The organism is Geodermatophilus obscurus DSM 43160 (genome assembly GCF_000025345.1).
GTDB lineage: Bacteria > Actinomycetota > Actinomycetes > Mycobacteriales > Geodermatophilaceae > Geodermatophilus > Geodermatophilus obscurus.
In genome coordinates, this window is the sequence record NC_013757.1 from 2,855,430 (window position 1) to 2,869,912 (window position 14,483).

Below are 14,483 nucleotides of genomic sequence, written 5' to 3' on the forward strand. Positions count from 1 at the left end.
GTCCTTCGATGACCGCGACCACCGCGTCGCAGCACCTGCCTGCCGGCAGCGCAGCCTCCGGCCCGTACGCCCTCGAGGTGACCCCTGAGTCCGCCGGCTGGGGACACTCCAGCCTGCGGGTGCTGGAGCTGCCCCCTGGCGGCTCGCACACCCTGGACACCGGCGCGGACGAGGTCCTCGTCGTCCCGCTCTCGGGTGGGCTGGTCGTCGAGTGCGACGGCGAGGTGCTCACCCTCGCCGGGCGCAGCGGCGTGTTCGCCGGGCCGACCGACTTCGCCTACCTGCCGCTCGGCGTCACCGCCGAGCTCGCCAGCCGCAACGGCGGGCGGTTCGCGCTGTGCGGCGCGCGGGCCTCCCGTCGCCTGCCGGTGCGCTACGGCCCAGCGTCGGACGTCCCCGTCGAGCTGCGGGGCGCCGGCCGGTGCAGCCGGCAGGTGAACAACTTCGCCACTGCCGGCGTGTTCGAGGCCGACGCGGTCATCGCCTGCGAGGTCCTCACGCCCGGCGGCAACTGGTCCTCCTATCCCCCGCACAAGCACGACGAGGCCTCCGAGGTGGAGAGCGAGCTCGAGGAGATCTACTACTTCGAGGTCGCCCCGGGCCCGCAGGGGCAGCCCGGCCTGGCCTACCAGCGGGTCTACGGAACCGCCGAGCGGCCGATCGACGTGCTCGCCGAGGTCCGCGACCGCGACGTCGTGCTCATCCCGCACGGCTGGCACGGGCCGTCCATCGCCGCTCCGGGCCACGACCTCTACTACCTCAACGTCATGGCCGGTCCCGGCGACGAGCGCGCCTGGCGGATCGTCGACGACCCCGCGCACACCTGGATCCGTGGCACCTGGGCCGACGAGGACGTCGACCCCCGCCTCCCCCTGCACTCCCCCGCCGGCACCGACCAGAACGGAGCCCCCCGACCGTGAGCGACTACCCGCCGCCGGCACGGACCGACACCGTGCGGCTCACCGTGTCCCAGGCCGTCGTGCGCTTCCTCGCGCAGCAGCACACCGAGCGCGACGGGCAGCGCCAGCGGCTGTTCGCCGGCTGCTTCGGCATCTTCGGGCACGGCAACGTCGCCGGGCTCGGCCAGGCGCTGCTGCAGGCCGAGATCGACGAGCCCGGCGCGCTGCCCTACGTGCTGGGCCGCAACGAGCAGGCCGTCGTGCACACCGCCGTCGCCTATGCCCGGGCCAAGGACCGCCTGCAGACCTGGGCGGTCTCCACCAGCGTCGGCCCCGGCTCGACGAACACGCTGACCGGCGCGGCGCTGGCGACCATCAACCGGCTGCCGGTGCTGCTGCTGCCCGCCGACACCTTCGCCACCCGCTCGGCCGGCCCGCTGCTGCAGGAGCTGGAGCAGCCCCACAGCGGCGACGTGACCGTCAACGACGCGTTCCGCCCGGTGTCGCGCTACTTCGACCGCATCTGGCGGCCCGAGCAGCTGCCCGGCGCGCTGCTCGGCGCGATGCGGGTGCTCACCGACCCGGCCGAGACCGGCGCGGTCACCCTCTGCTTCCCGCAGGACGTGCAGGCCGAGGCGTTCGACTGGCCGGTCGAGCTGTTCGCCGAGCGCACCTGGCACGTGGGCCGGCCGCTGCCCGAGCCGGCCGCCCTGCAGCGCGCGGTCGAGGTGATCCGGTCGGCCCGCCGGCCGCTGGTCGTCGCCGGCGGCGGCGTCATCTACTCGCAGGCCACCGAGGCGCTGGACGCCTTCGTGTCGGCCACCGGCATCCCGGTCGGGCAGACCCAGGCCGGCAAGGGCGCGCTGCCCTACGACCACCCGCAGTCGGTGGGGGCGATCGGCTCCACCGGGACGACGGCGGCCAACGCCCTGGCTCGCGAGGCCGACGTCGTCATCGGGATCGGCACCCGCTACCAGGACTTCACCACCGCGTCGCACACCGCGTTCAACGACCCCGGCGTGCGGTTCGTCAACGTCAACGTCGCCTCGATGGACGCCGTCAAGCACGCCGGGGTGGGCGTGCAGGCCGACGCCCGCGAGACGCTCACCGCGCTGACCGACGCCCTGGCCGGCTGGTCGGTCGACGACGCCCACCGGCAGCGCACCGCCGAGCTCGCCGCGCAGTGGGAGGCCACCGTCGAGGCCGCCTACCACCCGGAGGTGCCCAGCGCGGGCGAGGGCGGCCGGCTCACCCAGAACGAGGTCATCGGCATCGTCAACGAGGTCTCCGCCCCGCGGGACGTCGTCGTCTGCGCCGCGGGCTCGATGCCCGGTGACCTGCACAAGATGTGGCGGGTCCGCGACCGCAAGGGCTACCACGTCGAGTACGGCTACTCGACCATGGGGTACGAGATCCCCGGCGGCATCGGCATCCGGATGGCCAGCCCCGACCGGGACGTCTTCGTGATGATCGGCGACGGGTCCTACCTGATGATGCCGACCGAGCTGGTCACCGCCGTCCAGGAGGGCGTCAAGATCGTCGTCGTCCTGGTGCAGAACCACGGCTTCGCCTCGATCGGCGCGCTGTCGGAGCAGCTGGGGTCGCAGCGGTTCGGCACCCGCTACCGCTACCGCTCGGAGTCCGGCCGGCTCGACGGCGACGTGCTGCCGGTGGACCTCGCCGCCAACGCCGCGAGCCTCGGCGTCGACGTCCTGGTCGCGCAGGACGGGCCGAGCTTCGAGGCGGCGCTGCGCAAGGCCAAGGCCAGCGACCGGACGACGGTCGTGCACGTCGAGACCGACCCGCTGATCGACGCCCCCTCCAGCGAGTCCTGGTGGGACGTGCCGGTCAGCGAGGTCTCCACGCTGTCCAGCACCCAGGAGGCCCGCGCGGTCTACGACCGCTGGAAGGCCGTGCAGCGGCCCGCCTACCTCGCGCCGTCCGAGCGCGACACCCCGCAGTCCTGATCCGCACGCCCGCCCACGGAGGAGAGAACAGATGACCGCGCAGCACCCCGCGGCCCCCGCCCAGGCCGCCGCCGAGCCGGGCCGGGCCCGGATCCGCGTCGGGTCGGCCCCCGACTCGTGGGGCGTCTGGTTCCCCGACGACCCCGAACAGGTGCCGTGGCAGCGGTTCCTCGACGAGGTCAGCGCCTGCGGCTTCGAGTGGATCGAGCTGGGCCCCTACGGCTACCTGCCCACCGACCCGGCGCAGCTGTCCGACGAGCTCGCGGCGCGGGGGCTGCAGGTGTCGGCCGGCACCGTGTTCGAGCACCTGCACCGGCCCGACTCCTGGGACGCGGTGTGGGGCCAGGTGAAGGACGTCGCGGCACTGACCCAGGCGATGGGCGGCACCCACGTGGTGGTCATCCCCGACACCTTCCGCGACCAGAAGACCGGCGCGGACATCGAGTCCCGCGAGCTCACGGCCGACCAGTGGCAGGCGAAGACCACGGGTGTGGACCGGCTGGCCCGCGCGATCCGGGACGAGTACGGGCTGACCATCGCCTACCACCCGCACGCCGAGAGCCACGTCGGCTGGCAGCGCGACATCGAGCGGTTCCTCGCCGACACCGACCCGCAGTACGTGCCGCTGTGCCTGGACACCGGGCACGTCAGCTACTACCGCGGCGACAACCTGGAGCTGATCAACAAGTACCCGGAGCGGATCGGTTACCTGCACCTCAAGCAGGTCGACCCGGTCCTCATCGACCGCATCCTGGAAGAGGACATCGTCTGGCCCGAGGCGGTGCGGATGGGCGCGATGGTGGAGCCGCCGACCGGGGTCCCGGCCTACCCGCCGCTGTTCGAGGCGATCGAGGCGCACGGGTTGGACGTCTTCGCGATCGTCGAGCAGGACATGTACCCCTGCCCGCCGGACCAGCCCTTCCCGATCGCCCAGCGCACCCACAGGCACATCGCCGGCTGTCAGCTGCCGTCGCTGCAGATCGGCGCCCCGAAGACCACGAGTGCAGAGGAGCACCGGGCATGACCACCGCCGAGACCCGTGCCGGGGCGCTCCCGGACCTGGCCGACGTCCCCGCCCGCGAGCTGCAGGTCGCCGTCCTCGGCGTCGGGATGATGGGCGCCGACCACGTCGCCCGCCTCTACAGCCGTATCTCGGGCGCCCAGGTCGTCGCGGTCAGCGACGCCTTCGCCGAGAAGGCCGAGCAGGTGGCCGCCACCGTGCCCGGCTGCCGGGTGATCGGCGACCCGCTGGTCGCGATCGCCGACGACGACGTCGACGCCGTCCTGATCGCCACGCCCGGTCAGTTCCACGAGGAGCAGGTGCTGGCCTGCATCGAGCGGGGCAAGCCGGTGCTGTGCGAGAAGCCGCTGACCATGGAGGCCGACAGCTCCCTGGCCGTGGTGCGGGCCGAGGACGAGTACGCCGCGCGCACCGGGCGGCGGCTGGTCCAGGTCGGGTTCATGCGCCGCTTCGACCCCGAGTACGCCGAGCTCAAGGCGCTGATCGACGCCGGCGGGCTGGGCGAGCCGCTGCTGGTGCACTGCGCGCACCGCAACGCCGCCGTCCCGCCGCACTTCACCAGCGAGATGATGGTCAACGACTCGGTGGTGCACGAGGTCGACGTCGCCCGGTTCCTCCTCGACGAGGAGATCGCCGCGGTCACCGTGCTGCGCCCGAAGGCGACCCGGCACGCCGTCGCCGGCCAGTCCGACCCCCTGCTGGTGCTGTTCGAGACCACCAGCGGCCGCATGGTCGACGTCGAGTGCTTCGTGAGCACCGGCGTCGGCTACGAGGTGCGCACCGAGGTCGTCGGTGAGGACGGCAGCGCCATGATCGGCCTCGACGCCGGCCTGGTGCGCACGTCCGGCGGGTCGTCGGGCGCCGCCCGGTCGACCGGCATCGCGCCGGACTTCCGGCAGCGGTTCGGCCGGGCCTACGACATCGAGCTGCAGCGGTGGGTGGACGCCGCCCGCCGCGGTGAGGTCGACGGCCCCGGGGCGTGGGACGGCTACGCCGCCCAGGCCGTGTGCGCGGCCGGCGTCGAGGCGCTGCGCAGCGGGCAGCGCACCGAGGTCCGGCTGGCGTCGCGGGAGGGCACGGCGTCATGAGGATCGCCCTGGACCCGCAGATGCTGCGCACCGTCCCCCTGCTGGAGCTGCCCGACGTGGTGGCCGGCATGGGCTACGAGTGGATCGAGCTGTCCCCCCGCGAGGACTTCATCCCGTTCTTCAAGCACCCGCGGGTGGACACCGCCACGGTGCGGGCGTTCCGGTCGAGGCTGTCCGATGCGGGCGTCGGCGTCACCTCGCTGCTGCCGGTCATGCGCTGGTCGGGCCCGGGTGAGGTGGAGCGGCAGGCCGCCGTCCGCTACTGGAGGCGGGCCATCGAGATTTGCGTCGAGCTCGGCGTGGACACCATGAACTCGGAGTTCAACGGCCGGCCCGAGGCGCCCGAGCTCGCCGAGGCGATGTTCTGGCGGTCGATGGAGGAGCTGCTGCCGGTCTTCGAGCGCGAGGGCGTCAAGCTGGCCCTCGAGCCGCACCCGGACGACTTCATCGAGCTCGGCCTCCCGGCACTCGACATGATCCGCGGCATCGACTCGCCGTGCGTGTCCTTCCTGTACTGCATGCCGCACACGTTCCACCAGGGCGACGACGCGCCGGGGATCATCGCGAACGCCGGCGAGCTGCTCACCCACGTGCACGTGGCCGACTCGATGGACCACCGGGCCTCGGACGGGCTGCGCTACATCACCAACCCGCCGGGCAACACCACCCGCGTCCACCAGCACATGGAGCTCGGGCGCGGCGACGTGGACGCCGACGAGGCCTTCGCGGCGCTGGCGGGGATCGGCTTCGACGGCGTCCTCACCACCTGCGTCTTCGGCTGGGACAACCAGGCCCGCGAGTCCGGCATCCGCATGCTCGACGCGATCCGCCGGCTGGTCGGCAAGCACTTCCCCGCGGGGACGCTCCCGGACGCCGACGCGGCCGGGCCCGACGCCGGCACCTCCCGGCCGAACTTCCCGCAGACCCCGCTCCCTGACGACACCGCTCCCTGACGACACCGCTCCCTGACGACACCGCTCCCTGACGGCGGACCGAACCACCCAGAGAGGCAGCCATGCCCACGCACATCCCGCACTGGATCGAGGGCGCCCGCCGCGAGGGCGCCAGTGGCCGCACCGGAGAGGTGACCGACTCGGCGACCGGCGAGGTCATCGGCGAGGTCCCGCTCGCCTCGACCGAGGAGGTCGACGCGGCGGTGGCCGCCGCCTCGGCGGCCTTCCCGGGCTGGCGCGACACCTCGCTGGCCAAGCGCACCGCGGTGCTCTTCCGCTTCCGCGAGCTGCTCAACGCCCGCAAGCCCGAGCTGGCGGCGATCATCACCGCCGAGCACGGGAAGGTCCTCGACGACGCCCTGGGCGAGGTCTCCCGCGGCCAGGAGGTCGTGGAGTACGCCTGCGGCGTGCCCTCGCTGGTCCGCGGCGGCTTCACCGAGAACGCCTCGACCAACGTCGACGTGCACTCGGTGCGCCAGCCGCTGGGACCGGTCGCGATCATCAGCCCGTTCAACTTCCCGGCGATGGTGCCGATGTGGTTCTTCCCCATCGCGATCGCCACCGGCAACACCGTCGTCCTCAAGCCCAGCGAGCAGGACCCGTCGGCGTCGCTGTGGATCGCCGAGCTGTGGAAGGAGGCCGGGTTGCCCGCCGGCGTGTTCAACGTCGTCCACGGCGACAAGGTCGCCGTCGACCGGCTCCTCGAGCACCCCGACATCCAGTCGGTGTCCTTCGTCGGGTCCACCGCGATCGCCCAGTACGTCTACGAGACCGGCACCCGGCACGGCAAGCGGGTGCAGGCCCTGGGCGGGGCGAAGAACCACATGGTCGTGCTGCCCGACGCCGACCTGGACCTCGCCGCTGACGCGGCGGTGAACTCCGGGTTCGGCTCGGCCGGTGAGCGGTGCATGGCGATCAGTGCCGTGATCGCCGTCGGCGGGGTGGGCGACGACCTGGTCGCCCGGATCGCCGAGCGCACCCACACCCTGCGCACCGGCGACGGCCGCAAGGGCTGCGACATGGGCCCGCTGATCAGCAAGCGGCACCGGGACCGGGTCGAGTCCTACGTGGAGGCCGGCGAGAAGGAGGGCGCCAAGCTCGTCGTCGACGGCCGCCAGGTGCAGCCCGAAGGCGGCGAGGACGGGTTCTGGCTCGGCCCGACCCTGGTCGACCACGTCGAGCCGGCGATGAGCGTCTACACCGACGAGATCTTCGGCCCCGTGCTGTCGGTGCTGCGGGTGGACACCTACGAGCACGCCGTCGAGCTGATCAACAGCAACGAGTACGGCAACGGCACCGCGATCTTCACCAACGACGGCGGCGCCGCCCGGCGCTTCCAGCACGAGGTGCAGGTCGGGATGATCGGCATCAACGTGCCGATCCCGGTGCCGATGGCCTACTACTCCTTCGGCGGGTGGAAGAACAGCCTCTTCGGTGACACCCACGCGCACGGCGCCGAGGGCGTGCACTTCTTCACCCGCGGCAAGGTCATCACCAGCCGCTGGCTGGACCCCAGCCACGGCGGCCTGAACCTGGGCTTCCCGCAGAACGCCTGAAGAAGGACCCCGTCCCCCTCACCGCTCGCGGGCTCGCGGCGAGCCTCTGGACGGGGCCACGTGACCGGCCGGCGCCGGCGAGACCCGTCTCCGCCGGCGCCGGCTGCCCTGCTCCGGGCGAGCGAGTCGGCTGCTGTCGCGAGCGGGAGGGTCTCCCTCATTCCCGACCAGGGCACGTCCGCCCATCTGGACGCATCGCACGCCTCGGTCGCCCCTCATCCGAGGCCCGTTCCCAGTGGCTCGAACGGAGAGCCGGGAGCGGCAGTGATGGCCTGACAACCACACGGCCCGAGCCCTGCTCACAAGCGAGAAGCCGGGCGCACCACCCGATCCTCGAGCAGTGCAGGAAGCCCGAGGCACCCTGGGCCAGACTCGCGACCGAGAACTACGACCGGCTGGGTGTCCGGCGGAACGGGAAGTACCTCCTCGGACCGCCGCGCTTGTCCACCGTCATGCCGGAGGAGCCGGCCGCCTCACCGGACCACGGGAGGGATGTCCACCGCGTCGAGTTCCTCAGCCCCTGGAGGCACCCCGCGATGCATGCCTCGTGCGCGAGGCGGTGGAGCTCGGGCTGCCGGTCGTGTGCGACAAGCCCTTCGCCCCCGACGCAACGATGGCGCGGGAGACCGTGCTCGCCGTCGAGCGCCGGCGTTCTGCTGACCATGTACCAGAGCCGCCGGTGGGATGCGGACTTCGGACCGTCCCGCAGGTCGTCACCGACGGCGCGCTCGGTGAGGTGCTGCTCTTCGAGTCGCGGATGGAGCAGCCGCCGCAGCCGGAGGGCCTCCCGGTCACCGGCGGTGGCGCGCTGCTGCACCTGGGCAGCCACCCGGTGGACCAGGCCCTGCACCTGTTGGGCCCGGTCGGGTCGGTCTACGCCGAGCTGCGCCTGGCGCCGAGGAGGACGGGTTCGACGAGGGGTTCTTCGTGGCTCTCCACCACGAGGGCGGGGTGATCTCGCACGTCACCGGCAACTGGGCGCGGCAGGGTGACGTCGGCTCGCGTTTCCGGGTCGACGGCGCCGCTGCCACCCTGTTCGTTCCCGACGACGACGGCCGGACCGCGCGGCTGACGGCCGGCCGGACACCCGAGGCGGAGGGAGCCGCGTGGGCCACGGTCCCCGAGAGCCGATGGGGCGGCATCCACCGCGGCGGCGTCACCCCCGTGCCCTCGCAGCCGGGCGACGGGAGCGCCTTCTACACCAGCATCGCCCGCGCCGTCTGAAGTGACAGACCGCCCCGGTCGACCCGTGGGACGCCGTCACCGGCGTCGAGGTGCTCGATGCCGCACGGACCAGCGCGGCGACAGGTCGGGTGGTCGAGCCCGCTACCACCGGCCGGCTGGGATGAAGGGGTCGGACACCGGTCGGGGCATCCGCCGGGTCGCCCGTCGCCCCTCCAGCGCGACCATCCCCTCGTAGCCCAGCCGCTCCGGCCCTGCGGCGACAGCCGGTCGGTGGCTCCCCCGGTGCCGGGTTCGCCGCGACCCGGACGTCGACGGGCGACAGGCCATGGGTCGGCCAGTGAGTTCGTGGCACTCTCGGTCAGCGGGTACAAGCGTCGAGGAGTCCGTGAACGAGCCAGGGGGAGCAGTCGCGGGGAGCACCTGACGACCGATCGCTCCTCGGCCGACCGTCCGTCCAGGCACCGTCGGGTGCAAGGGTCGGGTCGTCGAGGACGACGTCGGACAGCCACAGCCGTCCACGAGGAACTCGCCGTTCTGCCGGACCCCCAGCCAGTCGTGGTTCCCGCTGGTGAGCGTGGCCAACAGGACCTCGAACTCCCGACACTGCTCGAGCATCGGACAGAGCTGGTGAGCCAGCTCCATCTGATCGACGCGGCGGCCGCACACCGGATCGTTGCACTGATCGATGCGGGGCCCGTCGTCTCTTCCTGCGCAAGGTGCGTCGGGTGAGGCGCCGCGTGTGGACGCCGGAGCTCACGAGGCCGCCCTCCAGATGCGCCCCGGCTCGCTACGACGGGCCATGCCACCCCTTGACTGTGACTGAAAACGCTTGCAGACTGCGTTACACGCACAAGGAGGCGCCATGTCCATCCGCAAGGTCGCGGCCCGGGCCGGTGTGTCGACTGCGACGGTGTCCCGGGTGTTCACCCAGCCCCAGGCGGTAGCTGACGAGACTCGGCGCCGCGTCATGACGGCGGCCGGGGAGCTCCACTACGCCCCCCATCCGGCAGCGAGTGCGCTCGCGCGGGGGCGGACCTGCAACCTGGGCATCGTCGTCCCGGACGTCTCGAACTCCTTCTCCGCCGTCGTCACCAAGGCGGTCGACCGGCAGGCACGCCGGGAGGGCTACGCCCTCTTCGTCGCCGGGTCCGACGAGGTCGTGCACGACGAGGAGACGTCGGCACGAGCCCTGGCGCAGCAGGTGGATGGGCTGCTGCTCGTGTCGCCGCGGATGCCGGACGATGCCCTGCTGGCACTCGCCGACATGACGCCGATCGTCATGCTCAACCGCCTCCTCGACGGCATCCCGGCCGTGCTCACGAACCTCTACGAGGCGACCGGTCACGCCGTCGAGCACCTGCACGCACTCGGACACCGCACCGTTGTCTACCTGGCCGGCCCCGACGGTTACACCAACGACGTCCGGCTGCGCGGATTCCGTGACGCCTGCAGCCGGTTGGGCATGGAGGCGTCGGAACTCGGTCCCTTCGCGGCGCGGTTCCAGGCCGGTGTGCGCGCTGCCGACCTGGTCCTCGCAGCGTCGGTGACGGCTGTCGTCGCGTACAACGACGAGATCGCGGTGGGCGTGGTCAACCGGCTTTCCGACCGCGGGATCGGTGTGCCCTCAGACATCAGCGTCGTCGGCTTCGACGACACCGAGCTGGCCGAGATGGTGACGCCCCGGTTGACCACCGTGCGGATCCCGGCCGCCATGGCCGGGACCGCTGCCGTCGAGCTGTTGCTGGACCTCGTGCGGGGCCGTGACGCGGGCCTGGGCAGTCCGCGGGAGCTCTCGGCCGAGCTCGTCGTCCGGTCCAGTACCGGGCCGGCCCGCGTGGCCCCGGACACCGGGCAGGACCCGGCCCCGTGACAGCTCCGAGCCTGCGCTACGAGGCGGCGGCCGAGCGTCGGACCTGGATGCTCTCAACGCTGCGATCGGTGGGCTTCCTGTCGGTCACCGACCTCGCCCGCCAGCTCGGTGTCTCGCAGATGACCATCCGCCGCGACCTGCACGCCCTCGAGAACGACGGTCACGTCCGGTTGGTGCACGGCGGGGCCAGCCTCACGCCCGGCGCTCCGCTGGGTTCCGGCTCTCCCGAGGACGCTGAGGCGCGAGAGCGGGTGGCCGCGCATGCCGTCGATCTCGTGAGCGACACGGACACGATCGCCATCGATGCCGGGGCGACGGGTCACGCGGTGGCCCGCGCGCTTCCGGAGACCTTCAGCGGGTGTGTCATCAGCCACTCCCTGCCCGTGCTGCAGTGCCTCTCCACCCGCAGGCTCGAGCGGGTGGTCGCTCTGGGAGGCGAACTCCTGGCCGGCCGACACGCGTTCGTCGGCCCCACGACGGAAGCTGCGACCGCCCAGCTGCGGGTCCGGACGTTCTTCCTCACCCCGTGCGGGATCGACGCCCGTGGCCTGTACGCGGCGTCTCCCGCTGAGGCTAGTGTCCAACGGCAGCTCATGGACATCGCCGACGAAGTGGTCCTGGTGGTGACACGGGAGGCGTTCCGGACCTCGGCGCCCGCACGGATCGCACCGCTCGGCCGACTGGCGAGGCTGGTCACCGACCAGCGGCCACCCTCGGACTTGGCCTGCGCCCTGCGACGGGTGGGAGTGGTCCCCCACGTCGTAGACGGGTGAGCCATCCGGGGTAAGACTCTCAGAAGACGTTGCATCAGTTCGCGGGTAGGCGTCGGGCGCAGATCAGGGTGACGGCCAGGCGGACCAGCGCGGTGATGGTGAGGGCGGTGCGGTCGTAGCGCAGAGCCAGGCGTTTGTAGGACAGCAGCCAGCCGAGGGTGCGCTCAACGACCCAGCGGTGGCGGCCCAGTCGCGCGCTGGAGTCGCGGCCGATTCGGCCGATTCGGGCGATCCGGGCGGTGATCCCGCGGTGGCGCAGATAGCGGCGCACCCGCGGGTTGTCATAGCCCTTGTCGCCGTGCAGCTTGATCGGCCGGCGGCGGGGATGGCCGCGGCCGCCTCGCTTGATCGCCGGCATCGGGTCGAGGATGGGTTCGACGAAGAGGCTGTCGTGCCGGTTCGCGCCGGAGAACAGGACGTTGAGCGGTAGCCCGGTGGCGTCGACGAGCAGGTGGTACTTGCTGCCGGCCTTGCCTCGGTCGGTCGGGTTCGGCCCGGTCAGCTCACCCCCCTTTTCGCCCGGACGCTGACCGAGTCCAGGCTGGCCCGCGACCAGTCCAGCCGGCCACTCTCGCCGAGTCGGTCAAGCACGGCGGTATGCAGCTGGTCGAAGACGCCGGCCTCGGCCCACTCGTGCATCCGCCGCCAGCAGGTCCAACCCGAGCCGTAACCCAGTTCGCGGGGCAGCTTGGGCCAGCCGATGCCGGTGGAGAGCACGAAGGCGACGCCTTCGAGCACGTCCCGGTCGAAGACCCGGGGTCGACCGGTGCGCCCGTGCACCGCCGGCCTCTGTGGCGGGATCAGCGGCTCGGCTAGCGCCCACAGCTCGTCACTTATCAGCCGTGGCGGGGAAGACACCGACGACATGGGGGGCACCCTGCGCCGAACCGCTCGAGCGGAACAGAGCCCGAAGACCTACTTCTGCAACGTCTTCTTGCTCGGCGAGGTCCCGATACTCGTGCCGACTGCTTGCTTCGGTGTTATGGACCGAACATCGAATGTGCAATGTCGAACACAAGCGCCCGTTGTGACGCTCACCACCCGCGCTTAGCGTCCTCGACACCACCTGGGTGCGGGGCCGGCGTCACGACGTCCGCTCTGTTCGCCCTCGAGGCCCAGGGCCCAATGAGAGGCCAAATGTCGAAGAAAGGCGCGATGGTGGCGAGTCACGGTCATGGAAGCGGCCATTCCGTGAAGGCAACGGGTGGAGCCGGGCGGTCGAAAGCGAACAACCGGTTCCTCGTCAAGCTGACCGTGATCTCCACGCTCGGCGGTCTCCTCTTCGGCTATGACACCGGCGTCATCTCCGGTGCCCTGCTCTACATGGGCGAGGACCTGAACCTCACGCCGCTCAGCGAGGCGGTCGTGGTCAGCTCGCTGCTCTTCCCCGGGGCGGCCTTCGGTGCGCTCCTGGGGGGCAAACTGGCCGATGCACTGGGCCGGCGCGGGGCACTCTTCGTCTGCGCCGTCCTCTTCCTCGTCGGAGCCGCGATCACGGCCGTCGCCCCGAACGTTCCGATCATGGTGGCCGGCCGGATCCTCCTCGGCTTCGGCGTGGGAGCCGCGGCAGCGGTGGTCCCGCTCTACCTCGCCGAGATGGCGCCGGTGGACGCGCGGGGCCGCATGGTCACGATCAACGAGCTCATGATCGTGACCGGGCAGTTCCTCGCCTTCGCGACCAACGCCATCCTCGACGCGGTCATCGATGACCCGAACGTCTGGCGGTGGATGCTCGGCGTCGCCACCATCCCCGCGGTCGCCCTGTTCGTCGGCCTGTTCTTCCTGCCGGACTCGCCGCGCTGGTACGCGGTCCGGAACCGGCTCGACGACACCCGGCGCGTCCTGAACCTGAGCCGGCCCCCGGCAGAGGCCGCCGAGGAGTACAACGTCGTCGCCGAGCACGCCCGGCGCGACGTGGGCGAGGACAAAGGTGCGGCGATGCGTGACCTGCGCGCCTACCCGTGGATGCGTCGGATCCTGTGGATCGGCTGCGGCCTCGCCACCGTGCAGCAGGCGACCGGCATCAACACCGTCAACTACTACGCACCAACCATCCTGGAGTCCACCGGCCTCGGAGCGAGCGCCAGCCTGATCCTCACCGTCACCGTCGGCGTCATCGCGATCATCGGAACGGTCATCGGCATCATCCTGCTCGGCTTCATCAACCGCAGGCCGCTCATCATCACCGGCTTCATCGGAGTAGCGGCCGGACACGCGGTCCTCGCCGTCTCGTTCCTGCTCCCCGAGTCCAATTTCCGCAGCTACCTGATCCTGGCCGCGATGCTCCTGGTCGTCTTCTTCGTGCAGACGTTCATCGGCACGTTGGTCTGGTTGCTGCTCTCGGAGATCTTCCCGATGACCATCCGGGGCTTCGCCATGGGTATCGCGGTCTTCGTGCTGTGGACCGTCAATGCGGCGATCTCCTTCGCCTTCCCGCCGTTGGTTGCCACGCTCGGAGCGACGCTGACCTTCGGTCTGTTCGCGCTCATCAACACCGGTTCGATCGTCTTCGTGACCAAGTTCGCCCCCGAGACCCGCGGCCGCTCCCTGGAGGAACTCGAGGACAACTTCCGGACGCACGACGCAGGGCACTTCGTGCACGAAGCCCCGGCCGGTGTCCGCGGCGGGTGAGCGTTCGGACCGCTACCGCTCGCGCCACCCCAGGTCGGTACCCGGGGTGGCGCGGGCTATCTGAGGTCCCGGGCGCGGAACGACAGCGGGGGTCGGGTCGCCTTCCATGAGCGCGGGACCTAGGCGAGGAGAGGACCATGGTGGAGGCCGTAGGCGTCCTGGCCCTGGCGCGCTGTGGGGTCGACACTCGTCCCCAGCGGATCGGCGCGGGGCTGTAGGACGTCGTGACGTTCGACACGTTCCTCGGCGGCAGCCGCGGCCAACGTGGCGGTCGCCGCGGCCCGGGTGGGGCATTCAGCGGCCCTGATCAGCGGAGTCGGTGAGGATCGTTCGGCCGGTTCGTGCGGCGGGCCCTCGACGAGCTGGGCCTCGACGACCGCTACGTCGTCGTCGATCCCGAGCATCTGACACCGGTGACGTTCTGCGAGATCTTCCCGCACGACGACTTCCCGCTGTACTTCCACCGCCGGCCCGAGGCACCAGACCTCCAGGTCCGTCCGGAAGCCTGGACCGGAACCCGGTGTACAAGGCGCGGCTGTT

General features: G+C 71.6%; 12 protein-coding genes. 11 read left to right on the top strand and 1 reads right to left on the bottom strand.

Going from position 1 to position 14,483, the window contains the following annotated elements:
* The first annotated feature begins 8 nt into the window (after positions 1–8).
* The 10 genes from iolB (at position 9) to GOBS_RS13450 (ending at position 11,312) form a co-directional block, all read left to right on the top strand.
* Positions 9–920, top strand: coding sequence for a 5-deoxy-glucuronate isomerase (iolB, locus tag GOBS_RS13410; RefSeq protein WP_012948809.1), 912 nt, complete (start codon positions 9–11; stop codon positions 918–920).
* Positions 917–2,866, top strand: coding sequence for a 3D-(3,5/4)-trihydroxycyclohexane-1,2-dione acylhydrolase (decyclizing) (iolD, locus tag GOBS_RS13415; protein ID WP_012948810.1), 1,950 nt, complete (start codon positions 917–919; stop codon positions 2,864–2,866). The genes iolB and iolD overlap by 4 nt, the downstream gene beginning before the upstream one ends.
* Before the next feature lie 31 nt (positions 2,867–2,897).
* Positions 2,898–3,890 (top strand): TIM barrel protein, encoded by a 993-nt coding sequence (locus tag GOBS_RS13420; protein WP_012948811.1) that lies wholly within the window; start codon positions 2,898–2,900, stop codon positions 3,888–3,890.
* On the top strand, positions 3,887–4,975 hold the full coding sequence (locus GOBS_RS13425) for a Gfo/Idh/MocA family protein (protein WP_012948812.1): 1,089 nt from the start codon (positions 3,887–3,889) through the stop codon (positions 4,973–4,975). The genes GOBS_RS13420 and GOBS_RS13425 overlap by 4 nt, the downstream gene beginning before the upstream one ends.
* A complete protein-coding gene (locus GOBS_RS13430; protein WP_012948813.1) occupies positions 4,972–5,928 on the top strand; it encodes a sugar phosphate isomerase/epimerase family protein in 957 nt (318 codons plus the stop codon). The genes GOBS_RS13425 and GOBS_RS13430 overlap by 4 nt, the downstream gene beginning before the upstream one ends.
* Positions 5,929–5,990: 62 nt before the next feature.
* Positions 5,991–7,484 (top strand): CoA-acylating methylmalonate-semialdehyde dehydrogenase, encoded by a 1,494-nt coding sequence (locus GOBS_RS13435; protein ID WP_012948814.1) that lies wholly within the window; start codon positions 5,991–5,993, stop codon positions 7,482–7,484.
* Between the two features lie 547 nt (positions 7,485–8,031).
* Positions 8,032–8,439, top strand: coding sequence for a Gfo/Idh/MocA family protein (locus GOBS_RS25470; RefSeq protein WP_049788276.1), 408 nt, complete (start codon positions 8,032–8,034; stop codon positions 8,437–8,439).
* Positions 8,436–8,708 carry a hypothetical protein gene (locus tag GOBS_RS25475; RefSeq protein ID WP_166487390.1) on the top strand — a complete coding sequence of 91 codons (273 nt, stop codon included), beginning with the start codon at positions 8,436–8,438 and terminating at the stop codon, positions 8,706–8,708. The genes GOBS_RS25470 and GOBS_RS25475 overlap by 4 nt, the downstream gene beginning before the upstream one ends.
* Positions 8,709–9,531: 823 nt before the next feature.
* Positions 9,532–10,539, top strand: a complete 1,008-nt coding sequence (locus GOBS_RS13445) for a LacI family DNA-binding transcriptional regulator (protein WP_012948815.1) — start codon at positions 9,532–9,534, stop codon at positions 10,537–10,539.
* Entirely contained in the window at positions 10,536–11,312 is a 777-nt protein-coding gene (locus GOBS_RS13450) for a DeoR/GlpR family DNA-binding transcription regulator (protein ID WP_012948816.1), read from the top strand. The genes GOBS_RS13445 and GOBS_RS13450 overlap by 4 nt, the downstream gene beginning before the upstream one ends.
* Before the next feature lie 34 nt (positions 11,313–11,346).
* Here the strand turns inward: GOBS_RS13450 and GOBS_RS26345 are convergent.
* Positions 11,347–12,179, bottom strand: a protein-coding gene (locus GOBS_RS26345) for an IS5-like element ISGeob6 family transposase (RefSeq protein WP_012948817.1) whose coding sequence is annotated in 2 segments (ribosomal slippage) — positions 11,347–11,828 and positions 11,828–12,179 — 834 coding nt in all. Because the reading frame shifts where the segments join, the coding sequence is not laid out codon by codon here.
* A 324-nt stretch (positions 12,180–12,503) separates the two neighbouring features.
* On the opposite strand from GOBS_RS26345, the gene GOBS_RS13465 reads away from it, so the two are divergent.
* Entirely contained in the window at positions 12,504–13,943 is a 1,440-nt protein-coding gene (locus tag GOBS_RS13465) for a sugar porter family MFS transporter (protein ID WP_208104292.1), read from the top strand.
* The last annotated feature ends 540 nt before the right edge of the window (positions 13,944–14,483 follow it).

Coding starts and splice junctions, on each gene's coding strand:
- GOBS_RS13435 (WP_012948814.1), top strand. CDS start 5,991: ATGCCCACGCACATCCCGCACTGGATCGAGGGCGCCCGCCGCGAGGGC.
- GOBS_RS13420 (WP_012948811.1), top strand. CDS start 2,898: ATGACCGCGCAGCACCCCGCGGCCCCCGCCCAGGCCGCCGCCGAGCCG.
- iolB (WP_012948809.1), top strand. CDS start 9: ATGACCGCGACCACCGCGTCGCAGCACCTGCCTGCCGGCAGCGCAGCC.
- GOBS_RS13430 (WP_012948813.1), top strand. CDS start 4,972: ATGAGGATCGCCCTGGACCCGCAGATGCTGCGCACCGTCCCCCTGCTG.
- GOBS_RS13445 (WP_012948815.1), top strand. CDS start 9,532: ATGTCCATCCGCAAGGTCGCGGCCCGGGCCGGTGTGTCGACTGCGACG.
- GOBS_RS13425 (WP_012948812.1), top strand. CDS start 3,887: ATGACCACCGCCGAGACCCGTGCCGGGGCGCTCCCGGACCTGGCCGAC.